The organism is Pleomorphochaeta naphthae (genome assembly GCF_055396005.1).
On sequence record NZ_AP042457.1, the window covers coordinates 1,165,378 to 1,187,158 of the forward strand.

General features: G+C 31.2%; 18 protein-coding genes. 8 read left to right on the plus strand and 10 right to left on the minus strand.

Going from position 1 to position 21,781, the window contains the following annotated elements; genetic code table 11:
* Window positions 1-8 precede the first annotated feature (8 nt).
* Entirely contained in the window at window positions 9-722 is a 714-nt protein-coding gene (locus tag ACZ5SO_RS05360; protein ID WP_464627303.1) for a response regulator transcription factor, read from the minus strand.
* Window positions 723-961: 239 nt separating this feature from the next.
* Between ACZ5SO_RS05360 and ACZ5SO_RS05365 the strand changes: the two genes are divergently transcribed.
* Window positions 962-1,585, plus strand: coding sequence for a hypothetical protein (locus ACZ5SO_RS05365; protein WP_464627304.1), 624 nt, complete (start codon window positions 962-964; stop codon window positions 1,583-1,585).
* A 307-nt stretch (window positions 1,586-1,892) separates the two neighbouring features.
* Window positions 1,893-2,369, plus strand: a complete 477-nt coding sequence (locus ACZ5SO_RS05370) for a hypothetical protein (protein ID WP_464627305.1) — start codon at window positions 1,893-1,895, stop codon at window positions 2,367-2,369.
* 195 nt (window positions 2,370-2,564) lie between these two features.
* Here the strand turns inward: ACZ5SO_RS05370 and ACZ5SO_RS05375 are convergent, their stop codons facing one another.
* Window positions 2,565-2,804 (minus strand): hypothetical protein, encoded by a 240-nt coding sequence (locus ACZ5SO_RS05375; RefSeq protein WP_464624267.1) that lies wholly within the window; start codon window positions 2,802-2,804, stop codon window positions 2,565-2,567.
* 465 nt (window positions 2,805-3,269) lie between these two features.
* Between ACZ5SO_RS05375 and ACZ5SO_RS05380 the strand changes: the two genes are divergently transcribed.
* The 3 genes from ACZ5SO_RS05380 to ACZ5SO_RS05390 all read left to right on the plus strand — a co-directional run bounded on the left by ACZ5SO_RS05380 (window position 3,270) and on the right by ACZ5SO_RS05390 (window position 7,645).
* Window positions 3,270-3,752 (plus strand): hypothetical protein, encoded by a 483-nt coding sequence (locus ACZ5SO_RS05380; RefSeq protein ID WP_464627307.1) that lies wholly within the window; start codon window positions 3,270-3,272, stop codon window positions 3,750-3,752.
* 520 nt (window positions 3,753-4,272) lie between these two features.
* Entirely contained in the window at window positions 4,273-6,945 is a 2,673-nt protein-coding gene (gene adhE / locus ACZ5SO_RS05385; RefSeq protein WP_464627308.1) for a bifunctional acetaldehyde-CoA/alcohol dehydrogenase, read from the plus strand.
* A 553-nt stretch (window positions 6,946-7,498) separates the two neighbouring features.
* Complete coding sequence (locus ACZ5SO_RS05390) at window positions 7,499-7,645, plus strand: hypothetical protein (RefSeq protein ID WP_464627309.1); 147 nt, start codon at window positions 7,499-7,501, stop codon at window positions 7,643-7,645.
* Window positions 7,646-7,663: 18 nt separating this feature from the next.
* Here the strand turns inward: ACZ5SO_RS05390 and ACZ5SO_RS05395 are convergent, their stop codons facing one another.
* Window positions 7,664-8,854 (minus strand): Mbeg1-like protein, encoded by a 1,191-nt coding sequence (locus tag ACZ5SO_RS05395; RefSeq protein ID WP_464627310.1) that lies wholly within the window; start codon window positions 8,852-8,854, stop codon window positions 7,664-7,666.
* A 211-nt stretch (window positions 8,855-9,065) separates the two neighbouring features.
* Here ACZ5SO_RS05395 and ACZ5SO_RS05400 point away from each other — a divergent pair, with 211 nt between their 5' ends.
* Together ACZ5SO_RS05400 and ACZ5SO_RS05405 are read left to right on the plus strand one after the other, a co-directional pair.
* Window positions 9,066-10,289: an MFS transporter gene (locus tag ACZ5SO_RS05400; RefSeq protein WP_464627312.1), complete on the plus strand. Its 1,224-nt coding sequence runs from the start codon at window positions 9,066-9,068 to the stop codon at window positions 10,287-10,289.
* A gap of 180 nt (window positions 10,290-10,469) precedes the next feature.
* Complete coding sequence (locus tag ACZ5SO_RS05405) at window positions 10,470-10,709, plus strand: hypothetical protein (RefSeq protein WP_464627314.1); 240 nt, start codon at window positions 10,470-10,472, stop codon at window positions 10,707-10,709.
* Between the two features lie 69 nt (window positions 10,710-10,778).
* On the opposite strand, the gene ilvB is transcribed toward ACZ5SO_RS05405, so the two are convergent.
* Complete coding sequence (gene ilvB, locus ACZ5SO_RS05410) at window positions 10,779-12,461, minus strand: biosynthetic-type acetolactate synthase large subunit (protein ID WP_464627316.1); 1,683 nt, start codon at window positions 12,459-12,461, stop codon at window positions 10,779-10,781.
* 253 nt (window positions 12,462-12,714) lie between these two features.
* On the opposite strand from ilvB, the gene ACZ5SO_RS05415 reads away from it, so the two are divergent.
* Window positions 12,715-13,869: an IS110 family RNA-guided transposase gene (locus ACZ5SO_RS05415; protein ID WP_464624806.1), complete on the plus strand. Its 1,155-nt coding sequence runs from the start codon at window positions 12,715-12,717 to the stop codon at window positions 13,867-13,869.
* 43 nt (window positions 13,870-13,912) lie between these two features.
* On the opposite strand, the gene ilvD is transcribed toward ACZ5SO_RS05415, so the two are convergent.
* Genes ilvD through ACZ5SO_RS05445 form a run of 6 tightly spaced genes read right to left on the minus strand, consistent with a single transcriptional unit; the run spans window position 13,913 to window position 21,683 of the window.
* Entirely contained in the window at window positions 13,913-15,598 is a 1,686-nt protein-coding gene (ilvD, locus tag ACZ5SO_RS05420; RefSeq protein WP_464627317.1) for a dihydroxy-acid dehydratase, read from the minus strand.
* A gap of 55 nt (window positions 15,599-15,653) precedes the next feature.
* Window positions 15,654-16,712 carry a 3-isopropylmalate dehydrogenase gene (gene leuB, locus ACZ5SO_RS05425; RefSeq protein ID WP_464627319.1) on the minus strand — a complete coding sequence of 353 codons (1,059 nt, stop codon included), beginning with the start codon at window positions 16,710-16,712 and terminating at the stop codon, window positions 15,654-15,656.
* Window positions 16,712-17,206, minus strand: a complete 495-nt coding sequence (gene leuD / locus ACZ5SO_RS05430) for a 3-isopropylmalate dehydratase small subunit (protein WP_464627320.1) — start codon at window positions 17,204-17,206, stop codon at window positions 16,712-16,714. The genes leuB and leuD overlap by 1 nt, the downstream gene beginning before the upstream one ends.
* A gap of 3 nt (window positions 17,207-17,209) precedes the next feature.
* On the minus strand, window positions 17,210-18,478 hold the full coding sequence (gene leuC / locus ACZ5SO_RS05435; protein WP_464627322.1) for a 3-isopropylmalate dehydratase large subunit: 1,269 nt from the start codon (window positions 18,476-18,478) through the stop codon (window positions 17,210-17,212).
* A 13-nt stretch (window positions 18,479-18,491) separates the two neighbouring features.
* The gene (gene cimA / locus ACZ5SO_RS05440) at window positions 18,492-20,081 is read right to left on the minus strand and encodes a citramalate synthase (RefSeq protein ID WP_464627323.1); all 1,590 of its coding nucleotides are present in this window, start codon (window positions 20,079-20,081) and stop codon (window positions 18,492-18,494) included.
* Window positions 20,082-21,683, minus strand: a complete 1,602-nt coding sequence (locus ACZ5SO_RS05445) for a 2-isopropylmalate synthase (RefSeq protein ID WP_464627325.1) — start codon at window positions 21,681-21,683, stop codon at window positions 20,082-20,084.
* Window positions 21,684-21,781: the final 98 nt, after the last annotated feature.

Genomic DNA, 21,781 nt, shown 5'->3' on the forward strand with positions numbered 1-21,781 from the left:
TCTCTTTATTAATAATCATTAGTGTTTACACCAACAAAACGATACCCATAACCTCTAACTGTTTCAATCCAATTGCCATGTCCTAGCTTTGCTCTAATATTTTTTATATGAGTATCAACAATTCTCTCATATGATTCACTAGAATAATTAAAACATTGTTCTAAAATTTTAGCTCTTGAAACTAATAAATGAGAACTATCTATTAAGCATAAAAGAACTCTCCATTCGGCTGCGGTTAAAATTACTTCTTCATCATTAACCTTAAGAGAGTGAGCTTCTCTGTCAACATATAAAAGTGTTCCATCTTTTTTAAATATACTAACTTCTGGGGTTTGTGAGCCTGGCTGGTTAGTTCTTCTTAAAACAGCTTGAACTCTTAAAACTAATTCCTTAGGAGAGAATGGTTTTGTTATATAATCATCTGCACCAAGTTCAAATCCTAATATTCTATCAGATTCATCTGCTCTTGCGGTCATAAAAATTACTGGGAAATTATATTTTTGTCTTAAATTTTTAACGAAAGAAAATCCATCACCATCAGGAAGCATAACATCTTGAATTAATAAATCTGGCAATTTATCTTCAAAAGCTTTTTTTGCACTCTCTAAGTCATAAAATACTTTACAATCTAAATTACTAAACTCTAAATATTGTTTAACACCATTTGCAATTACTTGATGATCTTCTATAACATAAATTAACGCGTTCTTATCACTTTCCATATTCACTAACCCTTTTTTGAATTATACTATATCAAACTATATATTACAAATTATAGTATAAAACAACAATTTATACAAAACAAATAAAAACTCAACACAAAAAACACATAATTTTTCTTTGTTGCATGTCGTATTAGATAATTCAATCAAACTATTTACTTTCCTAAATAAAATTAAATTATTTATCCTTTACATTCAAGCATAAAATGATAAAATTTAAAAAAGGAGGACAAATTCTAATGAAAAAAGTTTTAATTACTTTCTTGTTGTTTACTATTTCCTTTTCAACCCTATATGCTGCTGAAACACTTACTGCAACAGCATTAAACACAGCAAGTAAAATTTCAGACGAAGCAATTGCAATAGATAAAGGATATCAAAATCAAAAGTATCCTTATTATAAAGATTTAAAATTAAAAATTGACACTCTTGATAGTAATTCTGATTTAGATCTTTTTTATAAGGAAAGCAAGATTCCAGTACTATGGCCAACATTAAAAAGTTTAGTTTTAGGCTTTGGTTCAGGTGCAAAATCACAAGGACAAGTTCTAACTAGTAGAGTATTTTTTAATATAGATACTAGCATTATTACTTATGGTCTAGGAGCAATGGCTACAGTTTGGATTGTTTTATCAGTTTTTTCTAGCTCAACCTCAAGCGTTTCTCAAGATATTGATGGATATGCGCCTATCTTACAATTAATGGGTGCTGGATTAATAATATCACATGGCATTCAAGCTTTAAACAATTTTTTCTATGGAATTGGTTATAACATAAGATTAAAAAGAGATTTAAACTTAATAGCTTCTATTAATCCCGTTGATAAATCTTTTACAATTGGGAAAAAATTGGTTCTCAGTTAATACAATCTCCTTTCATAAAATAATAATGTTACTAGTGATTTTTTATTAAATCACTAGTTTTTTGTTTATATTATAATAAGTTATTCTTTGCAAAATAAATCATTTTTGTATACTTTTACTATAAGTTGCAATTTATTTTTACTATTTAATTACTTACATTATAACAAGTTAATATTTTTGTTGTAAATTTGTCTAATTATTTTTTATATTAGTGTTGACATAAGTTACAATATAACTTATAGTTAAATCATCTTAAAGGAAATTAAGAAAAACAAAAAAACTATTTATTTAAAGGATAAAACAAATTATGAAAAAAATATTAACAATCTTAGCACTAGTAGCAATTACAATGACATCAATGAGCGCAAAGTCAGCTCAAGTTCAATTAAATACTTCAATTGAAGAAACTGAAGTTTCTTATGATTTATATTATAACAACAATATCATTAACGAAGGTGATACAAAACAAATTGAAGTTGCTCCATTAACAGAAGATGGTAAAACTGATTTCTTTACTATTAAAGCTTCTAGTAATAAAAATAGTGACTTAGCTGTTAAAGTATCTGTAACTCCTGAAACTTTTAAAACAACTATCAATGGTTCAACTGTTTTAGATTCAAACATTTTACCACAAGTTAATACTAAAGTTTCATTAAGCTCTATATCAGCTGGTTTACACAAAGATCTTACAGTAAACTCTTTTAACCTAAGCTGGAGTGGTGATGAAAGTCTAACAGCTGGTGATTATACAAGTGATATTAAAGTTGAATACAGCATTCAATAATAGAAAAACACAACTAAAGTGATAAATAAAATAAAAAACTTCTAAAAATACAGAGCAACTTAATAGTTGCTCTTTTTTTATGAGAGTATATTAGATTAAAAAAAAGGTAACCCAATTTCTAATTTTCCCTTTTAGAAATTGGGTTATGCAAGTTTTGTTAATATATTGTCTGTCTTTTTAATAAATCAATCTAAATTAAATAGCACTTATTGCTAATACATCAGCTGCTTGAGGAGAAACTAAGCTTCCACTTTGATCATAAAAGCCATAATCTACATTACTCATATTAGTCTTAACTGAAAAAGAAGAATCTGTTTCTTCAAAAGTTATTGTTTCAGGAACATAAGCTACAATGCGAACAGTCATTGACTTAGCAGTTAATGAAAACATTGTTGTTAATAAAACTAAAACTAATAAGATAAATGCTTTTCTCATTTCTTATGCTCCTTATATGTATAATATATGTAATAAGTTTGTAGAAGTCAACAGAAGTTTTATAAAACAAAGCTAAATAAATTAAAATAAAGCAAATTTTAAGCTTTATAACACAATAAATAAGTTATTTGTAACTAAAATAGCTATGTAATAAGTTTGGAGAAGTTGAATAAAACTGACCTATTTTTCCTAAGGTAAGCTTTAGGGCTTAATTATTAAAAAAAATATAAAATTTATTAGATTTTCAGAAAAAAGCTACATCTTATGATCAAATATATCAATTGTTACAGTTATTTACATATAATAATTCTTTATAATATATAGAGTTATATTTATTTTAAAATATTTATTAATTATTTTTTATATTAGTGTTGACATAAGTTACAATATAACTTATAGTTAAATCATCTTAAAGGAAATTAAGAAAAACAAAAAAACTATTTATTTAAAGGATAAAATCAAATTATGAAAAAATTATTAACAATCTTAGCACTAGTTGCAATTGCAATAACATCAATGAGCGCAAAGTCAGCTCAAGTACAATTAAACACTTCTGTAGATTCAACTCCAGTATCTTATGAACTTTATTATAACAATGACAAAATTGAAGATAATACAACTGAATATGATATCTTTATTTCTAGATCCCTTACTGAAGGTGGACAAACTCAAGATTTTACTATCGTAGCTTCTAGTAATTTAAATAGTGATTTATCAGTTAATGTAGAAATAAAACCTGAAGCTTTTGAAACTACTTTAAATGGCTCAACTCCATATAAATCTAACATTACCCCTTCTGTAAATCAAATTAATTCAGTTTCAACTTTAAGTGCTGGTCTTAATAAAGATAAATTAGTTAATAAATTCAACCTTAGCTGGGGTGGTAACAAAGAACTTCCAGCTGGTGATTATGTAAGTAACGTAACAATCAATTACTCAATAAACTAATTAAAAAAATATATATACTCTCTCCAAATACAGGGCAACTTAATAGTTGCTCTTTTTTTATATCTATTATATTAAGACACATATGAACATGAAAGATTTTTTGTAATTATTTTCTTAAGCTTAAAATTAAATTAAAAATAAACAAAGGTTTGAAGGTGTATTTTAAATTAAAATAATACAGATTTCATATTATTTTATACTCCAAAATATCATCACAAAACTATCTTTTATTAAAATTAAAATAACTAATGCATTATTTAAGCATCCAAAAAAAGATGACATTTTATTCTCTGTTTTAATTACTTAATATTCTAATTTTCATATTAAATTAACAAAATAAGCATTTTATATCGATAAAGTATAAAAATTAACATATTATTACAATTATTGATTGAATATTTACTGTTGATTTTTAAAAATATCACATATTTAAAAAAACAGTATTGACCTAATCGATATTTTTTTATACATTACAAGTGTCTTAAGAGTTTAAGGCAAATATATAAACACGGAGACAAATATGGCTACAAAAGCAAAAGAAACAAAAGAACTTTTCCCCGGCCAACTTGAATTACAAAGTTTGATTGAAAAGACAGCAAAAGCACAAGAAAAATTTGCAACTTACTCACAAGAACAAGTTGATAAAATCTTTAGAGCTGCTGCTATCGCTGCTAACAATGCTCGTATCTCATTAGCAAAAGAAGCTGTTGAAGAAACAAAAATGGGTATTGTTGAAGATAAAGTTATTAAAAATCACTTTGCTTCAGAATATATTTTTAATAAATATAAAGATGATGTAACTTGTGGAATCATTGAAAGAGATTCTGGGTTTGGTATTCAAAAAGTTGCAGAGCCTATTGGTGTTGTATGTGGTATTATTCCAACTACTAATCCAACTAGTACTGCTATCTTTAAAAGTTTAATTGCTTTAAAAACAAGAAACGCTATAATTTTTAGCCCACACCCAAGAGCTAAAAAATGTACAAACCATGCTGCACAAATCATCTTGGATGCTGCTGTAAAAGCTGGTGCTCCAGAAGGTATTATAGGTTATATTGAAGAACCAAGCATTGAAAAAACTGACTATTTAATGAAAAACCCATTAATTAACATTATTTTAGCAACTGGTGGTCCAGGTATGGTTAAAGCAGCCTACTCTTCAGGTAAACCTGCTATCGGTGTTGGTGCTGGAAATACACCGGCCTTAATTGATAACTCAGCAAATATAAAAATGGCTGTTAGTTCAATTTTAATGAGTAAAACTTTTGATAACGGTGTGGTTTGTGCTTCTGAACAAGCTATTGTTTGTCACAAAGATGTATATAAAGAATTTAAAGAAGAAATGATTAGTCGTGGTGCTTATTTCTTAACTAAAGATGAAACTAATAAAATTCGGAATGTTATATTAGATCCAAAAAGAGGCACAGTTAATCCAGCAATTGTTGGACAACCTGCAGCAGTTATCGCTGATATTGCTGGTTTTAAAGTACCACCAAAATCAAAAGTTTTAGTTGGTGAATGTGATAAAATTGATATAAGTGAACCTTTCGCACATGAAAAACTATCTCCAGTTTTAGGTATGTTCAAATGTAATTCATTTGAAGAAGGTGCTCAAATGGCAGAAGAGTTAGTAGCTCTTGGGGGATTTGGACACACTAGTGTGTTGTACGCTGATGAAAAAGATGTAAATAAAATTGAACATTTTGGATCAGTATTAAAAACAAGTCGTGTTTTAGTGAACATGCCTACATCTCAAGGTGCTATTGGTGATATCTATAACTTCAGATTAGAACCTTCATTAACTTTAGGTTGTGGATCTTGGGGCAATAACAGTGTTAGTGAAAATGTTGGACCTAAACATTTATTAAATGTCAAAACTGTAGCTGCAAGGAGAGAAAATATGTTATGGTTCAAAGTACCTTCAAAGATTTATTTCAAATATGGTTGTCTTCCTGTAGCTTTACAAGAATTAAAAGATAAGAAGAGAGCCTTCATTGTTACAGATAGTTATTTATTCAACAGTGGTATGACTGATTTAATTACTGATGAATTAAATAACTTAGGAATTGATTCAGAAATATTCCACCAAGTTAAACCAGACCCAACTTTAGGCACTATCTCACTTGCAATGGAAAAGATTGATCACTTCCAACCAGATGTTATTATAGCTCTTGGTGGTGGTTCTCCAATGGATGCTGCTAAAATAATGTGGTTATTATATGAAAACCCTGATGTTAAATTTGAAGGTTTAGCTCTTCGTTTCATGGATATAAGAAAAAGAATTTACGCTTTCCCTAATATGGGAAAAAAATCAGAATTAGTATGTATTTCTACAACTAGTGGTACTGGTGCTGAGGTTACTCCTTTCGCTATTATCACTGATGAAAATACTGGTACTAAATATGCAATTGCTGATTATGCATTAACTCCTTCTATGGCTATTGTTGACAGTAGACTTGCTGTTGGAATGCCAAAAGGTTTAACAGCTTCATGTGGTATTGATGTATTAACTCACGCAATTGAAGCTTTAGTATCTTGCATGAGTACAGATTATACTAACGGCTTATCCCTTGAAGCTGCTAGAATTATCTTTAAGTACTTACCTACCGCTTATCATCATGGAGATAATGTAGTAGCAAGAGAAAAAGTTCATAATGCTTCTGCTATTGCTGGTATGGCTTTTGCAAATGCATTCCTAGGTGTTTGTCACTCAATGGCTCACAAACTAGGTGCTAAGTTCCATGTTCCACACGGTATGGCTAATGCTCTACTACTAACTAACGTTATTCGTTTCAATGCAACTGATACCCCAACTAAACAAGCGGCTTTCCCTCAATATTCTTACCCTTCTGCAATTAGCCGTTATGCTCGTTTAGCAGATTATATTAATATGAAGGCAAATGAACAGGAGAATACTCCTTACATTCATATTAAACCTAATGCTACACAAGAAGAAAAAGTTGAAGCTTTAATTGATGCTATTGAAAGTTTAAAGAATGAGTTAGGTGTTCCTAAATCTATTAAAGAATGGGGAGTTGATGAACAAGAATTCTTAGCTGCTGTTGATGAATTAGCAGTAAATGCATTTGATGATCAATGTACAAGTGCTAACCCAAGATATCCATTAATTAGCCAAATTAAGCAATTATATTTAAATTGTTACTATGGTACAAAATGGGTAGAAGAAGCTTAGTAAACTCTTATTCACGACACTAGGAGTGGCTTTTGCCACTCCTTTTTAATTTGCCAAACTAAGCAACATATAAGTAGTGAAAGTTCTCAGTGGAATTGGTAAATTCATTTTTTAGATAAAATCATCACTAGTTAATGATAAGTGAAGTATTGTAAAATGTTTGTGAAAGAAATCTAAGTTAAAGTCTCGTAGCTGTTAGCAGAAACAAGAGATAAATGTGATTATGAAAGTGAACTTTCAAAAATTGATAAAGTCCACCTAAACTGCAATAAGTAAATCTTGAGTCAACTTGAAATGAGTGATATTAATCCTACCTGGTGAGATTTCTAATGCTTTTGAAAGGTTACTATAACACCAAGGATAATAGCAATTCATACAGCAATTTGCGAACATTGTTACAGCATATAGCATAATTGAAATTTTAGAGTATCTAAAACCTACATTTATCAAAGTTTAAAAGAATAGTTACACTGCTAGAATTGATAAACTGAAAGGGTGTGAACTAGATACTTACTCAAAATTAAATATCAAAAGATAATGACGAAAAACTAGAATGCTTAAAATACCAACAGTGATAGATAGATTTGTACAACAATTTGCATTACAGGTAATTGAGCGTTGTGTTTACCCCATAGTATTAAATGGTGAGCTAGATGGTGTGACAGGAGGGTTTTATGACAGTCTCTCTATTCTACTATGATTTTTTTTAAATTGCTAATTATTTGTCTGTAAGTGATGAATTGTTGTTAAAATTTTTGAATATTTTATTATTTTTTAATTGTGATACAAGGGCTTCTTTTTTAGTTTTATATTCTTTAACTGTTACTTCTTTCATAGAAGATATGAGTGCGACGATTATTTTATCAATTATTTTTCTAGTAGTTTCATCATTTTTAACATAAGCTATTAGCAAGTTATATATCTTTTTAATTGGCTTAAACTTTACATCATACACATGTACAATTCCAATGGAGTCTATTATATCAAATACAGAATTTATAAAAATTTCCATTTCCGTTTCATTTAACTTTTCAACCCAAGTTCTAATACTTTTATCAAAGAGCAAGGATAAATTATCTCTTTGTTCAATCCTTCTAAAATGATCCACCTTAATCTCCCAAGAAAATGGCATATGTTGAGTTATTCCCGTTTTTTTATTCGAATATACTATTTCTATAGGTTCTTCATGTTGCATTAAGATACCAATAACAGATCCTTGAGGTACTAAGGTTACCAATTTATCAATAATTTCAGATTTTTTTAGATCTTCTGATGTCTTTTCATTGAATCCGGGACCGTCAAAACTAAAAACCCTTTTTATACGATTTTGAATTGTTTTTGAGGCGGTTAAAGCAGAGTACAATGCAATATTTCCCCCTTTTGAATGTCCAACCAATGTAATAGGTCCGTTATATAATGTTGAAAGTTGTTCTAAATATAATTTTCCATTTTCTTGTGAGCCAACACTATTTTGAAAACTGAGTAAAAAATCTTCTTTCCAACCAATCAAAGTAGCATCTGTCCCTCTATATGATATAATTATTTCTTTATTAGGCAAAAGAAAAGAGACGGCTGCAAATTGAATAGCATTTTCTTTTTCAAAATTATATGAATATCCAAAAACCTCTACATCCTTATATCTATTTTTATCAGATATTAAAGATAATAATTCCATACATTCAACTTTAGAGGCAGGAGTACTTTTTGGCAATTTCAAAATATCGTTTTCATCCATTAATTTAACTAATTGATCTATTGAATATCTTTTCCCATTTTCTTTTAATTCCATATCTGGAAGAAAATTTATATATGATAAAAGGGAAAATATTGCCATATCAATTTCATTTATCTCAACACTTTCAAAGCTTATATCACCTCTCCAATAGATGTAATCATATAAATTATCCATAATATTTCCTCTTTTATATTTTTCATATCATAGTATATTACTATAATTAATTCTAAGCCAATACTTTTAATCAAACAATTTGTTCTAAATTATTAACAAATATGTTTGAGTTGTTTTTATAGAATGTAAATCTAATCTATATAATATAACCTTAAAATCACGGTTTAGTAAAAGCATTGATTAAACTTTTTTTTATCTATATCTTATATTTATGTATAAAAATTTACCAAAAAGTATTTATTCTCTAGCAATTGTTAATTTTATTAATGGTTTCGGTAATTTTACCTTTCCTTTTTTAACATTGTTTTTAACACTTAAACTGGGTTACTCCACTTCACAAGCAGGTGCTTTTACCATGCTTAGTATGGCTATGTATGTTCCCGGTTCATTAATTTCGAGTAAAATAGCTGATAAAATGTCAAGAAAAAAGATAATGGTTATAACTCAAACACTTTTTTCATTAAGTTTTTTAGCTTGTGGTATTTTTTATAGTCACACACATCTAATTCCATATATTCTCATACTTGGCTTGCTATTTGATGGAGCAAGTGATCCTGCAAGACAAGCTTTGCATACCGACCATACCAATTTTAAAAATAGGCAAGAAGCCTTTTCTCTTTTTTACCTTTCATATAACTTAGGTTTTGGATTTGGTCCAGCCATTGCTGGATTATTATTCAATTCTTACCCCAGATGGTTATTTTTAGGTTCTGGCATTATTGGTATTATCGCAACAACTATAATAACTTTTACAATTCATGATAAAAGACCGGATAAAAAAATGCTTCAAGAAAGCATTGAAAAAAATCAAACCGATAAAGCTGTTGAAGGTAGTGTGTTTAAAGCGCTGTTAGCTAGGCCTAAATTATTCACTTTTATTTGTATAAACGGAATATTTTTCTTTAGTGTTAGCCTTGTTATTTTTTCTTTACCTCTATATGCAACTTACCTTTTTAATGATAATGGCCCCTCTATATATGGATTTTTGATGAGTGCAAATGCTGTAACTGTTGTTTTAATAACACCTTTGTTTGTAAAATTATCTAGAAAGAAAAACACTTTAACGGCAATTATCTTATCATTTGTTTTATATTTAATAGGTTTTAATTTCTTAGCTATAGGATCTGTACTAATTGTTTATGTTTTAGGTGTTATTACTTTTAGCTTAGGTGAGTCTTTAAATGCGACAAATAATGATTACTTTATTGCAAATCATACTCCAATGGGACATAGGGCGAGATTTTCTACTCTAATTTCCATTATTCAAGGTTCAGGATATGCTATTGGACCATTAGTCGGTGGACAGCTATTAGAAATATTTACTTTTAAAGAAGTTTATCATATTGTTTCAATGATAGTTATTTTTTGTATTTTTGCTTTGACTTACCTTAGACATACCTACATACGTGATGGAGATCCAATTACACCAAAATAAAAGAGATACAATAAGTTTAATAAATAATATTAAATTTCAATCCATTGTTAGCAATTTATTAATACTGGATTTACATTGTAGCTTTTAATACTAAATATTTTATGTATACTTCGCATCTTAAATTAACCAATCAATTGACTTATATTTTTATTATATTTATTTTATTTAAAAGAAGGTAAAATGTTAATCGATAAAAAATCAAAAGATATTGAAGCTTTATATAAAACTCAAAATGGGAATATTTATAAAGTTAATAAAAATCAAAATTCTATTTCAGCCGCACATAAAAAAAGCCTTTTAGCTAAGGCTAAGCTATTTAAAAAGAGAGAATCTAATAAAATTAAATCAGCATTAGATGTTGGAGGAGACATTTATGTTACTACCGACTCTTCAATGGATAATGAAATAGATCCTATTTAATTCAAAAAGATGCCTCTCCTTAAATTATAAAGAGAGGCATGAAGAAGTATTTATTAGGAATAATAAATACTATATTAAATCTACTTCAACAACACCTTGCATATCTTTAATAGAGTTGCCTGGTGGTACAATTGGGAAAACTTTATCGTCCAATGGAATTTCAACATCCACTACAACTGGTTTCTTTAAACTAAAAGCTTCTTCCAAAATCTCTTTTGGGTTATCTCCTGGTAATATTCGTCTTCCTTCTACTCCATAAGCTTGAGCTAATAAAATCCAATCTATGGGAGTATCTAAAGTGGTTTGACTATAATGACCTTTATAAAATAAAGTTTGCCACTGTCTTACCATACCTAGAGTATGATTATTCATTACAATAATTACAATAGGTAAATCATATCTTTTTATTGTAGTTAATTCATTACTATTCATTCTAAAACAACCATCACCAGCAATGTTAACAACCCTAGCATCTTTATTTCCCATTTGAGCTCCAATTGAAGCTCCTGTTCCATAACCCATTGTACCAAGCCCTCCTGAAGTTAAGAATCTTCTTGGTTTTTTATGGTCAACAAACTGAGCGGCCCAAATTTGATGTTGTCCAACTTCTGTAGTTACAATATCATTATCATCTAAAATCTCATTCAACGCATGAATTACTTCACTAGCTCTCTTACTCTCTTGATTAGTTAATAGAGGGAATCTCTTCTTATATTGAGCAACTGTGTCCATCCAATCTTTATGTTCTAGTGGTTTACTAATTTTTTTGGTCAATTTATCTATAACAATATTTATATCACCTAGTAAATGACAAGTAGTAGCAATGTTTTTATCTATTTCAGCAGGATCTACATCAATCTGAATAATCTTAGCATTTTTAGCAAAACTGCTAGCTTTACTTACTACTCTATCAGAAAACCTTGCCCCTATTACTATTAGTAAATCACAATTATTAACACATACATTAGATACTTTTGAACCATGCATGCCAACCAATCCAGTATATCTATGACTATCTGATCTAATGGCACCACATCCCATCAAAGAGACACAACTTGGAGCATCAATAAGATCTAAAAAGGCTCTAACTTTTTCACTAGCATCTGAAATAATTACCCCGCCACCTACATAACACATTGGGCTTTCACATTCTTTAAGAAGTTTTACTGCTTCATCTAAACTTTGTTCTGACAATCTTTCAGCTACATAGTCACCTGTTTTAGGCTCACAAGCCTCATATTCACAAATTGCAGTTTGAACATCTTTAGGAATATCGATTAAAACGGGACCTGGTCTACCAGTGGTTGCAATTTCAAAAGCTTCTCTTACTATTGAAGCTAATTCCTTTATATCCTTAACTATATAATTATGCTTTGTAATTGGCATAGTAATTCCAGAAATATCAACTTCTTGGAAGCTATCACGACCTAAAAGCGTTACTGGGACATTTCCTGTAATTGCTACCATGGGTACACTATCCATTTGGGCAGTTGCAATCCCAGTTACCAAATTTGTAGCACCTGGTCCGCTTGTAGCAATACAAACACCAACTTTTCCAGTTGATCTAGCATATCCATCTGCAGCATGACTTGCACCTTGCTCATGAGCTGTTAAGATGTGTTTTATTTTATCACTTCTATCATACAATGCATCATAAAGAGGGAGTACTGCTCCACCTGGGTAACCAAAGACTGTATCAACATTTTGCTCAATCAAACATTCAACTATAATTTTTGCACCTGTTAATTCCATATTATCTCCTAATAATAACTGGTCTATAATACCAGTATAATTTCTATTGTTTATTACCATCTATAAATAAATAGATGATATGTTTTTATAAGTGATATAATTGTGGACAGAGGGCCTCTTTTTATCTAAACTTTTAAGTTTTTATAGGAGTCTGTCCTCGGTCCCAGTTTTCCCTATCGGTTGATTAAATCCTTGAGTTTCATTCATGCGGGAGATTGGAAAATGGAACCTATTTTTAACCTTGGAGGTTAGTATGAGTATCGTTGGTATCGACATTTCAAGTACTTCGGCTACATTTTGTATTCTTGGCAATACTGGTGTTATCGCACAAGATGAGTTTCCACTAAATAAAACTGGTTTTAACAAATTATTATCTACTCCCGGAATTAACAAAGATACTACATTTGTCATGGAATCCACTGGGAAATATCACTTAACTTGCTATCATTATCTACTAAATCACAACATGATAGCTTATGTTGTAAATCCGTTGCTTATTAAGCAATACAAGGATACAATTACATTAAGGAAAACTAAGACTGATAAGTCTGATGCTCTCCTTATTGCAGGGTATGCAAATAACCCTAGTATTCAACTTGAAGGGAGAAAAACAGAATTGGAATCTGAAAGTAAACTTCTCTCTAGAGATAGGATTGCTAATAGCGATCAACTTGCAAAAGCTAAGACTAGATTGAAGGGAGATATAGCTGTAGCCTTCCCTGAATTGCATAATGTTAACGTTTTTACTGATTCTTGGCTCAATTTGTTGTCTGTGTATGGTTCTGCTAAACAAGTAGCTTCTGCCTCTACTGTACAACTTGCTAAAGCTATTAGGGGGACTAGAGCAAAAAGTACAGAGCGAGATAAAAAACTTGCTAAACAAGCCAAAGAATTGGCTAAAGACTCTGTAGGTGTAGATCTTCATGCAGCTATTACCAAGCATCAAGCTAAAACTGTTCTTTATCTTAAAAAGGAAGACAAAGAACTTACAAAAGCTCTCATAGATATGGAAAAAGAAATTCATCCACAAGAGATAGAGATTATTACTTCTTTCCCTGGTATTAGTGATACAACTGCTGCACATTTTATGGCAGAAATTCAAGATATTCACCGATTTAGTCGCTACCAAAAATTGATAGCTTTCATAGGAACTGATCCAACAATCTATCAATCTGGAAATGAAGATAGACATGGTAAAATTTCCAAACGAGGGAATAGAGTCTTGAGAAAATATTGCTACCTTATGGCTACCAATAGTCTTAGAAGTAATCCTGTTCTGGCTGAATATTATTCCAGGAAAAGAGAACAAGGATTCCCTCATAGAAAGGCTATGATTGCTACGACAAATAAACTTATTAGGGCTATTTACGCCCTTTTGATTAGAGGCGAAAAAGCTAGTATTCAATAATTTAAAATCTTTTTCCTTAATCATAATTGTTTATAGTTGACTCCTATTCTTTGTATACCGCACCCTTAGAGGCATCACTTACAAGTTTTGCATAACGGCCTAAGTAACCAGTTGTGATAGTTGGTTCTTTACAAACCCAACTCTCACGTCTTTTTGCTAAAGTTTCATCATCAACTAATAATTCTAATTTATAATTTGGGATATCTATTGATATAATATCTCCATCTTCTACTAGTCCAATAGGTCCACCTTGAGCAGCTTCAGGACAAACATGCCCTATAGAAGCACCTCTTGTAGCTCCACTAAATCTTCCATCAGTTAATAATGCAACATCTTTATCTAAGCCCATTCCAGCTATTGCACTAGTTGGTGAGAGCATTTCCCTCATTCCAGGTCCACCTTTAGGTCCTTCATATCTAATTACTAATACATCACCTTTCTTAATTTTCGAATCGAAAATTGCTTTTATGCATTCTTCTTCACTTTCAAAAACTCTAGCAGGTCCTTTATGTACTAACATAGACTTATCTACTGCACTTCTCTTTACTACAGCACCTGAAGGAGCTAAATTACCACTTAGTACAGCAATTCCACCTGTTTTAGTATATGGATTATCTATATCTCTAATAACTTCATTATCATAATTTACAGCATTTTCAAAAGATTCACCGATAGTTTTTGTTGTAACTGTTAATAAGTCTTTATTTAACAGACTTCTTTTATCAAGCTCTTTCATTACTGCCATAATACCGCCTGCAAAATACAAGTCCTCAATGTGATGAGAGCCAGCTGGAGCTAAGTGACATAGATTTGGAACTTTCTCACTTATTTCATTTGCAGTGAAAATATTAAAATCAATATTAGCATTGTGAGCAATAGCAGGTAAATGCAACATTGTATTTGTACTACAACCTAATGCCATATCAACGGTTAATGCATTTTTAAATGATTCTTCATTAACGATATCTTGAGGTCTAATATTTCTTTTTAACAACTCAAGAATCATATATCCTGATTTCTTTGCCAAAATATCACGTTGAGAATAAACAGCTGGTATTGTTCCATTTCCAGGTAATGCTAAGCCTAAAACCTCTGTTAAACAGTTCATTGAATTTGCAGTGAACATTCCTGAACAAGATCCACAAGTTGGACAAACATTATCTTCATAACATTTGAATGTTGCTTCATCCATAGTGTTATTTTTTAAACTACCTATAGCTTCAAACATCGAAGAGAGATCTTTACCCTCTTTGACTCCAGGAACTTTTCCAGCAAGCATTGGTCCACCTGAGATAAAGATTGAAGGAACATTAAGCCTTAATGCAGCCATTAACATTCCTGGAACAATCTTATCACAGTTTGGAACAAAAACTAAAGCATCGAATGGATGTGCCATAGCCATTACTTCAATAGAATCAGCAATTAATTCTCTAGAAGCTAAGGAGTATTTCATTCCGGTGTGTCCCATAGCAATGCCATCACAAACCCCAATTGTAGGAAATACTACAGGATGACCACCTGCTTCTCTAACTCCAGCTTTTACAGCATCAACAATTCTATCAAGGTGAACATGACCAGGTATTATCTCATTCTTTGCATTTACAATACCAATTATAGGAGAATGAATTTCTCTATCACTCCAACCTAAAGCCTTCATTAAGGATCTATGTGGAGCTCTTTCCATTCCTTCAGTCATTTGACTTGATCTATATTTATCATCTTTATTCATCTTTTGCCTTCTCTTCTTTTTTTTATAGATAGTATAATAACACTATTTATAAAGTTTAGATAGCTTTACAAATCAAACTACCCATTTGCTTTGTACCAACTTTCTTCAAGCCTTCACTGTAAATATCACTAGTTCTATAACCTTGATCTAAAACTGAATATACAGCATCTTCTATACATTGTGCTTCCTCTAATAAATTAAAAGAATATCTAAGCATCATTGCAACTGATAATATTGTAGCTATTGGATTTGCTATATCTTGATTTGCAATATCAGGAGCACTTCCATGTATTGGCTCATACATTCCTAATGTACCACTTCCTAAAGAAGCACTTGGAAGCATTCCAATACTGCCTGTTATCTGTGATGCTTCATCACTTAAAATATCACCAAACATATTTGTTGTAACAATTGTATCAAACTGCTTAGGGTTTCTAACTAGTTGCATAGCAGCATTATCTACATATAGGTGATTAACTTCTACATCGCCATATTTACTGCTCATATCAACAACAATATCTCTCCAAAGTTGGGAAGAATTTAAAATATTTGCTTTATCTACACTTGTTAGTTTCTTACCTCTGATTTGAGCAATCTCAAATGCTTTTTTTACAATTCTCTCAATTTCATCTTTTCTGTAACTTAAGGTATCAAAAGCTGAGTTTTCATTTCTACCTCTTTCACCAAAATAGATTCCACCAGTTAACTCTCTAACTACCATTATATCAAGCCCATCACCAATTATTTCATCTTTTAATGGACAAGCATCTTTTAATTGAGGATACATTATAGCAGGTCTTAAATTACAAAATAATTTAAGTTCACTTCTAAGTCCTAACAAAGCTTTTTCTGGTCTTAAATGAGAAGGAACATTATCCCATTTTGGTCCACCAACAGCTCCTAAAAGCACTGAATCACTTGCTTTACATATATCTAAGGTTTCCTGAGGAAGAGGATTGTTAAATTTATCAATTGCAGCTCCACCAGCTAATACCTCTTTGTACTCAACTTTATGATTAAATTTTGAACAAACGGCATCTAAAACTTTGACAGCTTCATCTATAATATCTGGACCTATTCCATCACCTTTTACTAGTGCAATCTTCATATCCATTAGTTGTCTCCTTTATTTTTGATATATGCAGCTAACCCACCTGCAGCAATTAACTCTTGCATAAATGGAGGGAAAGCTTGAGCTTGGAATTCTGTACCTTTAGTTATATTTGTAATTTTACCAGTGTCAAAATTTACTTCAACTTCATCACCGCTCTCAATATTATCACAAGCTTCTGCACACTCTAAAATTGGAAGACCTATATTAATTGAATTTCTATAAAATATTCTTGCAAATGATTTTGCTATAACACAAGATACTCCACTAGCTTTAATTGCAATTGGTGCATGCTCTCTAGAGGAACCACAACCGAAGTTTTTTTCCCCAACTATAATATCACCTTGTTTTACTTTACTTGCAAACTCACTATCTATATCTTCCATGCAGTGTTTCGCAAGTTCGCTATGAACTGATGTATTCAAATATCTTGCTGGAATTATTACATCTGTATCTACATTATCACCATATTTAAAAACTTTGCCTTTACCTTTCATAAACTATTTCTCCTCTATTGTGTTTGGATCTGTAATAAAACCTGTTATTGCACTTGCAGCAGCAACTTCTGGTCCAGCTAGATATACTTCAGATTTTACATGTCCCATTCTGCCTACAAAGTTTCTATTTGTTGTAGAAACAGCTCTCTCACCTTCAGCTAAAATACCCATGTGTCCACCTAAACAAGGACCACAAGTTGGAGTTGAAACTGCACAACCTGAATCTATAAATATATCAAATAGACCTTCATGCATTGCATCTTTCCAAATTTGTTGTGTAGCTGGTAGAACTATACATCTAACCTTATCACTAATTTTATGGCCTTTTAGAATTTTAGCTGCCTTTCTTAAATCTGAAAGACGTCCATTTGTACATGAACCAATTACTACTTGATGGATTTCAACTTGACCAAATTGATCGAAAGTTTTTGCATTTTCAGGAAGGTGTGGGAACGAAACTGTACTCTTGATTGTTGATAAATCTATATCATAGACTTTTTCATACTCTGCATCTTCATCAGCACTAAATATTTTTGGCTCTTTTGCACCATGGTCTTTTAAATATTGTAGGGTAATATCATCTACTGGGAAGATTCCATTTTTACCACCAGCTTCGATGGCCATATTTGCAACTGTAAATCTATCATCGATTGTAAGATTCTTAACTCCAGGTCCAGCAAATTCCATACTCTCATAAAGAGCACCATCTACACCTATCATTCCAATTATATGAAGGATTAAATCTTTACCACCAACATTTTTATTAAACTTACCTGTTAAGTTAAATTTTATTGCTGTTGGAACTTTAAACCAAGCTTGTCCTGTTGCCATACCACAAGCCATATCTGTTGAACCAACACCTGTAGAAAAAGCACCAAGAGCTCCGTAAGTACAAGTATGAGAGTCTGCACCTATTACTAAATCTCCAGCTGTAACTAAACCTTGTTCTGGTAAAAGAGCATGTTCTACACCCATCTGTCCAACTTCAAAATAATTAGTAATTTCATTTTTTCTTGCGAACTGTCTCATACAATTACATTGTTCAGCAGCTTTTATGTCTTTGTTTGGAGCAAAATGATCAGGAACTAATGCTATTTTTTCTTTATTAAAAACATCAGTTTTCCCAAATTTATCAAATTCTTTAATAGCGACTGGAGCTGTAATATCATTACCTAACACCAAATCCACATCAGCCATTATCAATTGACCAGCTTCAACAGATTTCAAACCTGCTTTTTCTGCTAGTAACTTTTGTGACATTGTCATACCCATAATTTTATATCTCCTATTTTGCTGGTTCAACACCAGAATCTTCTAAGTACCATGCTATGCTATCGCTTAAAGCTTGCCAGCTTGCAGCAATAATATCGTGATTAACACCTACTGTATTCCAAGTTTTCTTTCCATCGGTAGATTCAATCATAACTCTTACAACAGATGCGGTTGCATCAAGTGAATCTAAAACTCTAACTTTATAATCGCTCAAATAAACACCTTTAAGGATTGGATAGAAAGGCTCTAGAACTTTTCTAAGTGCTTTATCTAGAGCATTAACAGGTCCAGCCCCTTCCTCAGCAGTAATTGCACTCTTTCCTGCAACCTCAACTTTTATCATTGCAGTATGTGGTGTATTTTTTAGACCAACTTCATAATATTCTTTACCTATTGTTTGATAATTATTAAGTCTAAAATAAGGTTTTTGACTTTCTATATGTCTTTTTATTAATAAATCAAAAGAGGCTTCAGCTCCTTCAAATTGATAACCACAAGCTTCTAATTCTTTTAGTTCATTAACCAAATCGTAGACTCTCTTATCTTTAGAATCAAATGAGGGATAGTGTTTCTTTATCTTTTCAAGTAATAAAGCTTTTCCTGCGACTTCGCTTGTTAAAAGTCTTCTAGTATTTCCAATTAAAGATGGTTCCATGTGCTCAAATGAGATTGGATTTTTTCTAACTCCATCTATATGCATTCCACCTTTATGTGCAAAAGAACTTCTTCCAATAAATGGAGCAGATTTTGGAATTCTTACATTTGAAATTTCAGCTACTTGGTGAGCGATTGTTGTCAAATTTTCAAATACTTTATCATCTAAACAATCTACATTAAGCTTATATTTCAAATTGCAAATAATCTCAACTAAGTTTGCATTTCCACATCTCTCTCCATACCCTAACAATGTTCCTTGAATATGTGTTGCTCCAGCTTCATAAGCTATTAAGGATGATGCAACAGCAACCCCTGTATCATTGTGAGTATGAATTCCTATTGTTATATTTGGATATCTTTTTACAACATCTGCTGTTATTTTACCAACCATTGTCGAAAGAACTCCACCCCTTGTTTCACAGAGAATCAATTTTTTTGCTCCGCCTCTAACTGCAGCGTCTAAAGTTTTTAGTGCATACTCTTTATTACTTAGATATCCATCAAAGAAATGTTCAGCATCAAAATATACTTCTCTATTTTTACTAGTTAGATATTTGATTGTATCTTCAATCATTTCTAAGTTTTGTTTTAAAGAGGTGTGTATGATATTCCTAACATGGAAATCCCAAGATTTACCAAAAATACAAATAGTTTCAACACCACTATTTAAAATTGCTTGCAAATTAGAATCATCTTTTACTTCAGTATTATATCTTCTTGTTGATCCAAATGCGACTAGTTTAGAATTTTGTAATTTCACTTTTTTTAGTTCTTCGAAAAAAAGCATATCCTTAGGATTAGAACCTGGATTCCCAGCTTCTATATAATCAATACATAACTCATCTAATAGTTTAACGATTTTTAATTTATCAGAAACTGAAAAACTTATTCCCTCTGCTTGTGAACCATCTCTTAGTGTTGAATCAAAAATTTCTACTCTACTCATTTAATTATCCTCATTTCTTTTATCACTATGGCCAACAAGCATATCATCATCTAAGGAAAGCTGTTGTGCGTTGATTGAAGACCCAAGAGCATAATCACTTGAATTCAACATATGATTTACTGCAGCTAAGGTTGAAAGTATTGAGGCTTCGATTACATCTGTTGAAACACCTCTTCCTCTATAAAAGTTCTTTCCATCAGAAATTTTCACAAATACTTCACCTTGAGCATCTCTGTGTTCTGTTACAGCATTTAAACTATAATCACAAAGTCCAAAGGGATGCTTAACTAATTTTTCTACTGCCCTAATTGCGGCATAAACGGGACCTGTTCCAACTGCAACTTCTTGATATTTTTTACCCTTATGCAATAGTGTTACACAAGCGGTACTTGTCATCATATTTCCACTGTTTACTACAAAACTATCTAATGTCCAATCATTTTCACTCCACTGTTCGCTTGACTCAACTAAAGCTAGTAAATCTCTATTATTGATAGTTTTCTTTCTATCACACAAAGCTTTAAATTCTTTAAATAATCTTGAAGCTTCATCTTCATCTAAATGGTATCCTAAATCTTCCATTCTCTTAACAAAGGCATGTTTTCCAGAATGCTTTCCTAAAACCAATTCAGTTTTAACCATTCCAACACTTTCAGGTGTCATTATTTCATAAGTTTTCGCATTAGCCATAACTCCATGTTGATGGATTCCAGACTCATGTGCAAATGCATTTGCTCCAATTATTGCCTTAGATGGAAATGGTTTTATATTAGTAATAGAGGATAAAGTCCTAGCTGTTTTATATATTTCTGTAGTATCTAAAGAAAGATTAAAAGGATATACATCACTTCTAGTTTTAATAGTCATAGCTAATTCTTCTAGTGCAGTATTTCCAGCTCTCTCTCCTATTCCACAAATAGTTCCTTCAACTTGCCTAGCTCCGGCTTTAATTGCAGAAAGGGAATTTGCTAATCCAAGTCCTAAATCATTGTGACAGTGAGCACTTAAAATTGCTTTATCAATATTTGGGACTTTATTTAATACTGTTTTAAACATAGTTTCTATGTCTGAAGGAGTCGCATATCCAACTGTATCAGGCAAATTAATTGTAGTAGCACCAGAATTAATAGCTGCTTCAACTACTTTACACATATAATCTAAATCAGTTCTAGTAGCATCTTCTAATGAGAACTCTACATCACCACAAAGATTTCTAGCGTATTTTACCATCTTAATAATTCTCTCTAAAGCTTCATCTTTTGACATCTTTAATTTATATTGAAGATGTAAATCACTTGTAGCTAAAAAGGTATGTATTCTAGGTCTTTTAGCATTCTTTGTAGCATTAAAACTTGCATCAATATCTTTCTCTAAAGCTCTAGATAGAGAAGCTACTATTAAATCCCCTGCGTTATCTGAAATTTCTTTAACTGCTTCAAAATCACCAGGACTTGCAATAGCAAAACCAGCTTCTATAACATCAACCCCAAGTTTTTCAAGCCTATCTGCCATCTTTAGTTTTTCTTCTAAATTCATACTATAGCCAGGTGCCTGTTCTCCATCTCTTAAGGTTGTATCAAAAATAATAATTTGATCTTGCATTATTGCCTCCATGTTTTATTTTAATTCAAGTAAACTAGTTAAATTAGCTTTAACTACTCTACTTAAATTAACGTTTTAGTTTTCCCTCTAATCAAAAT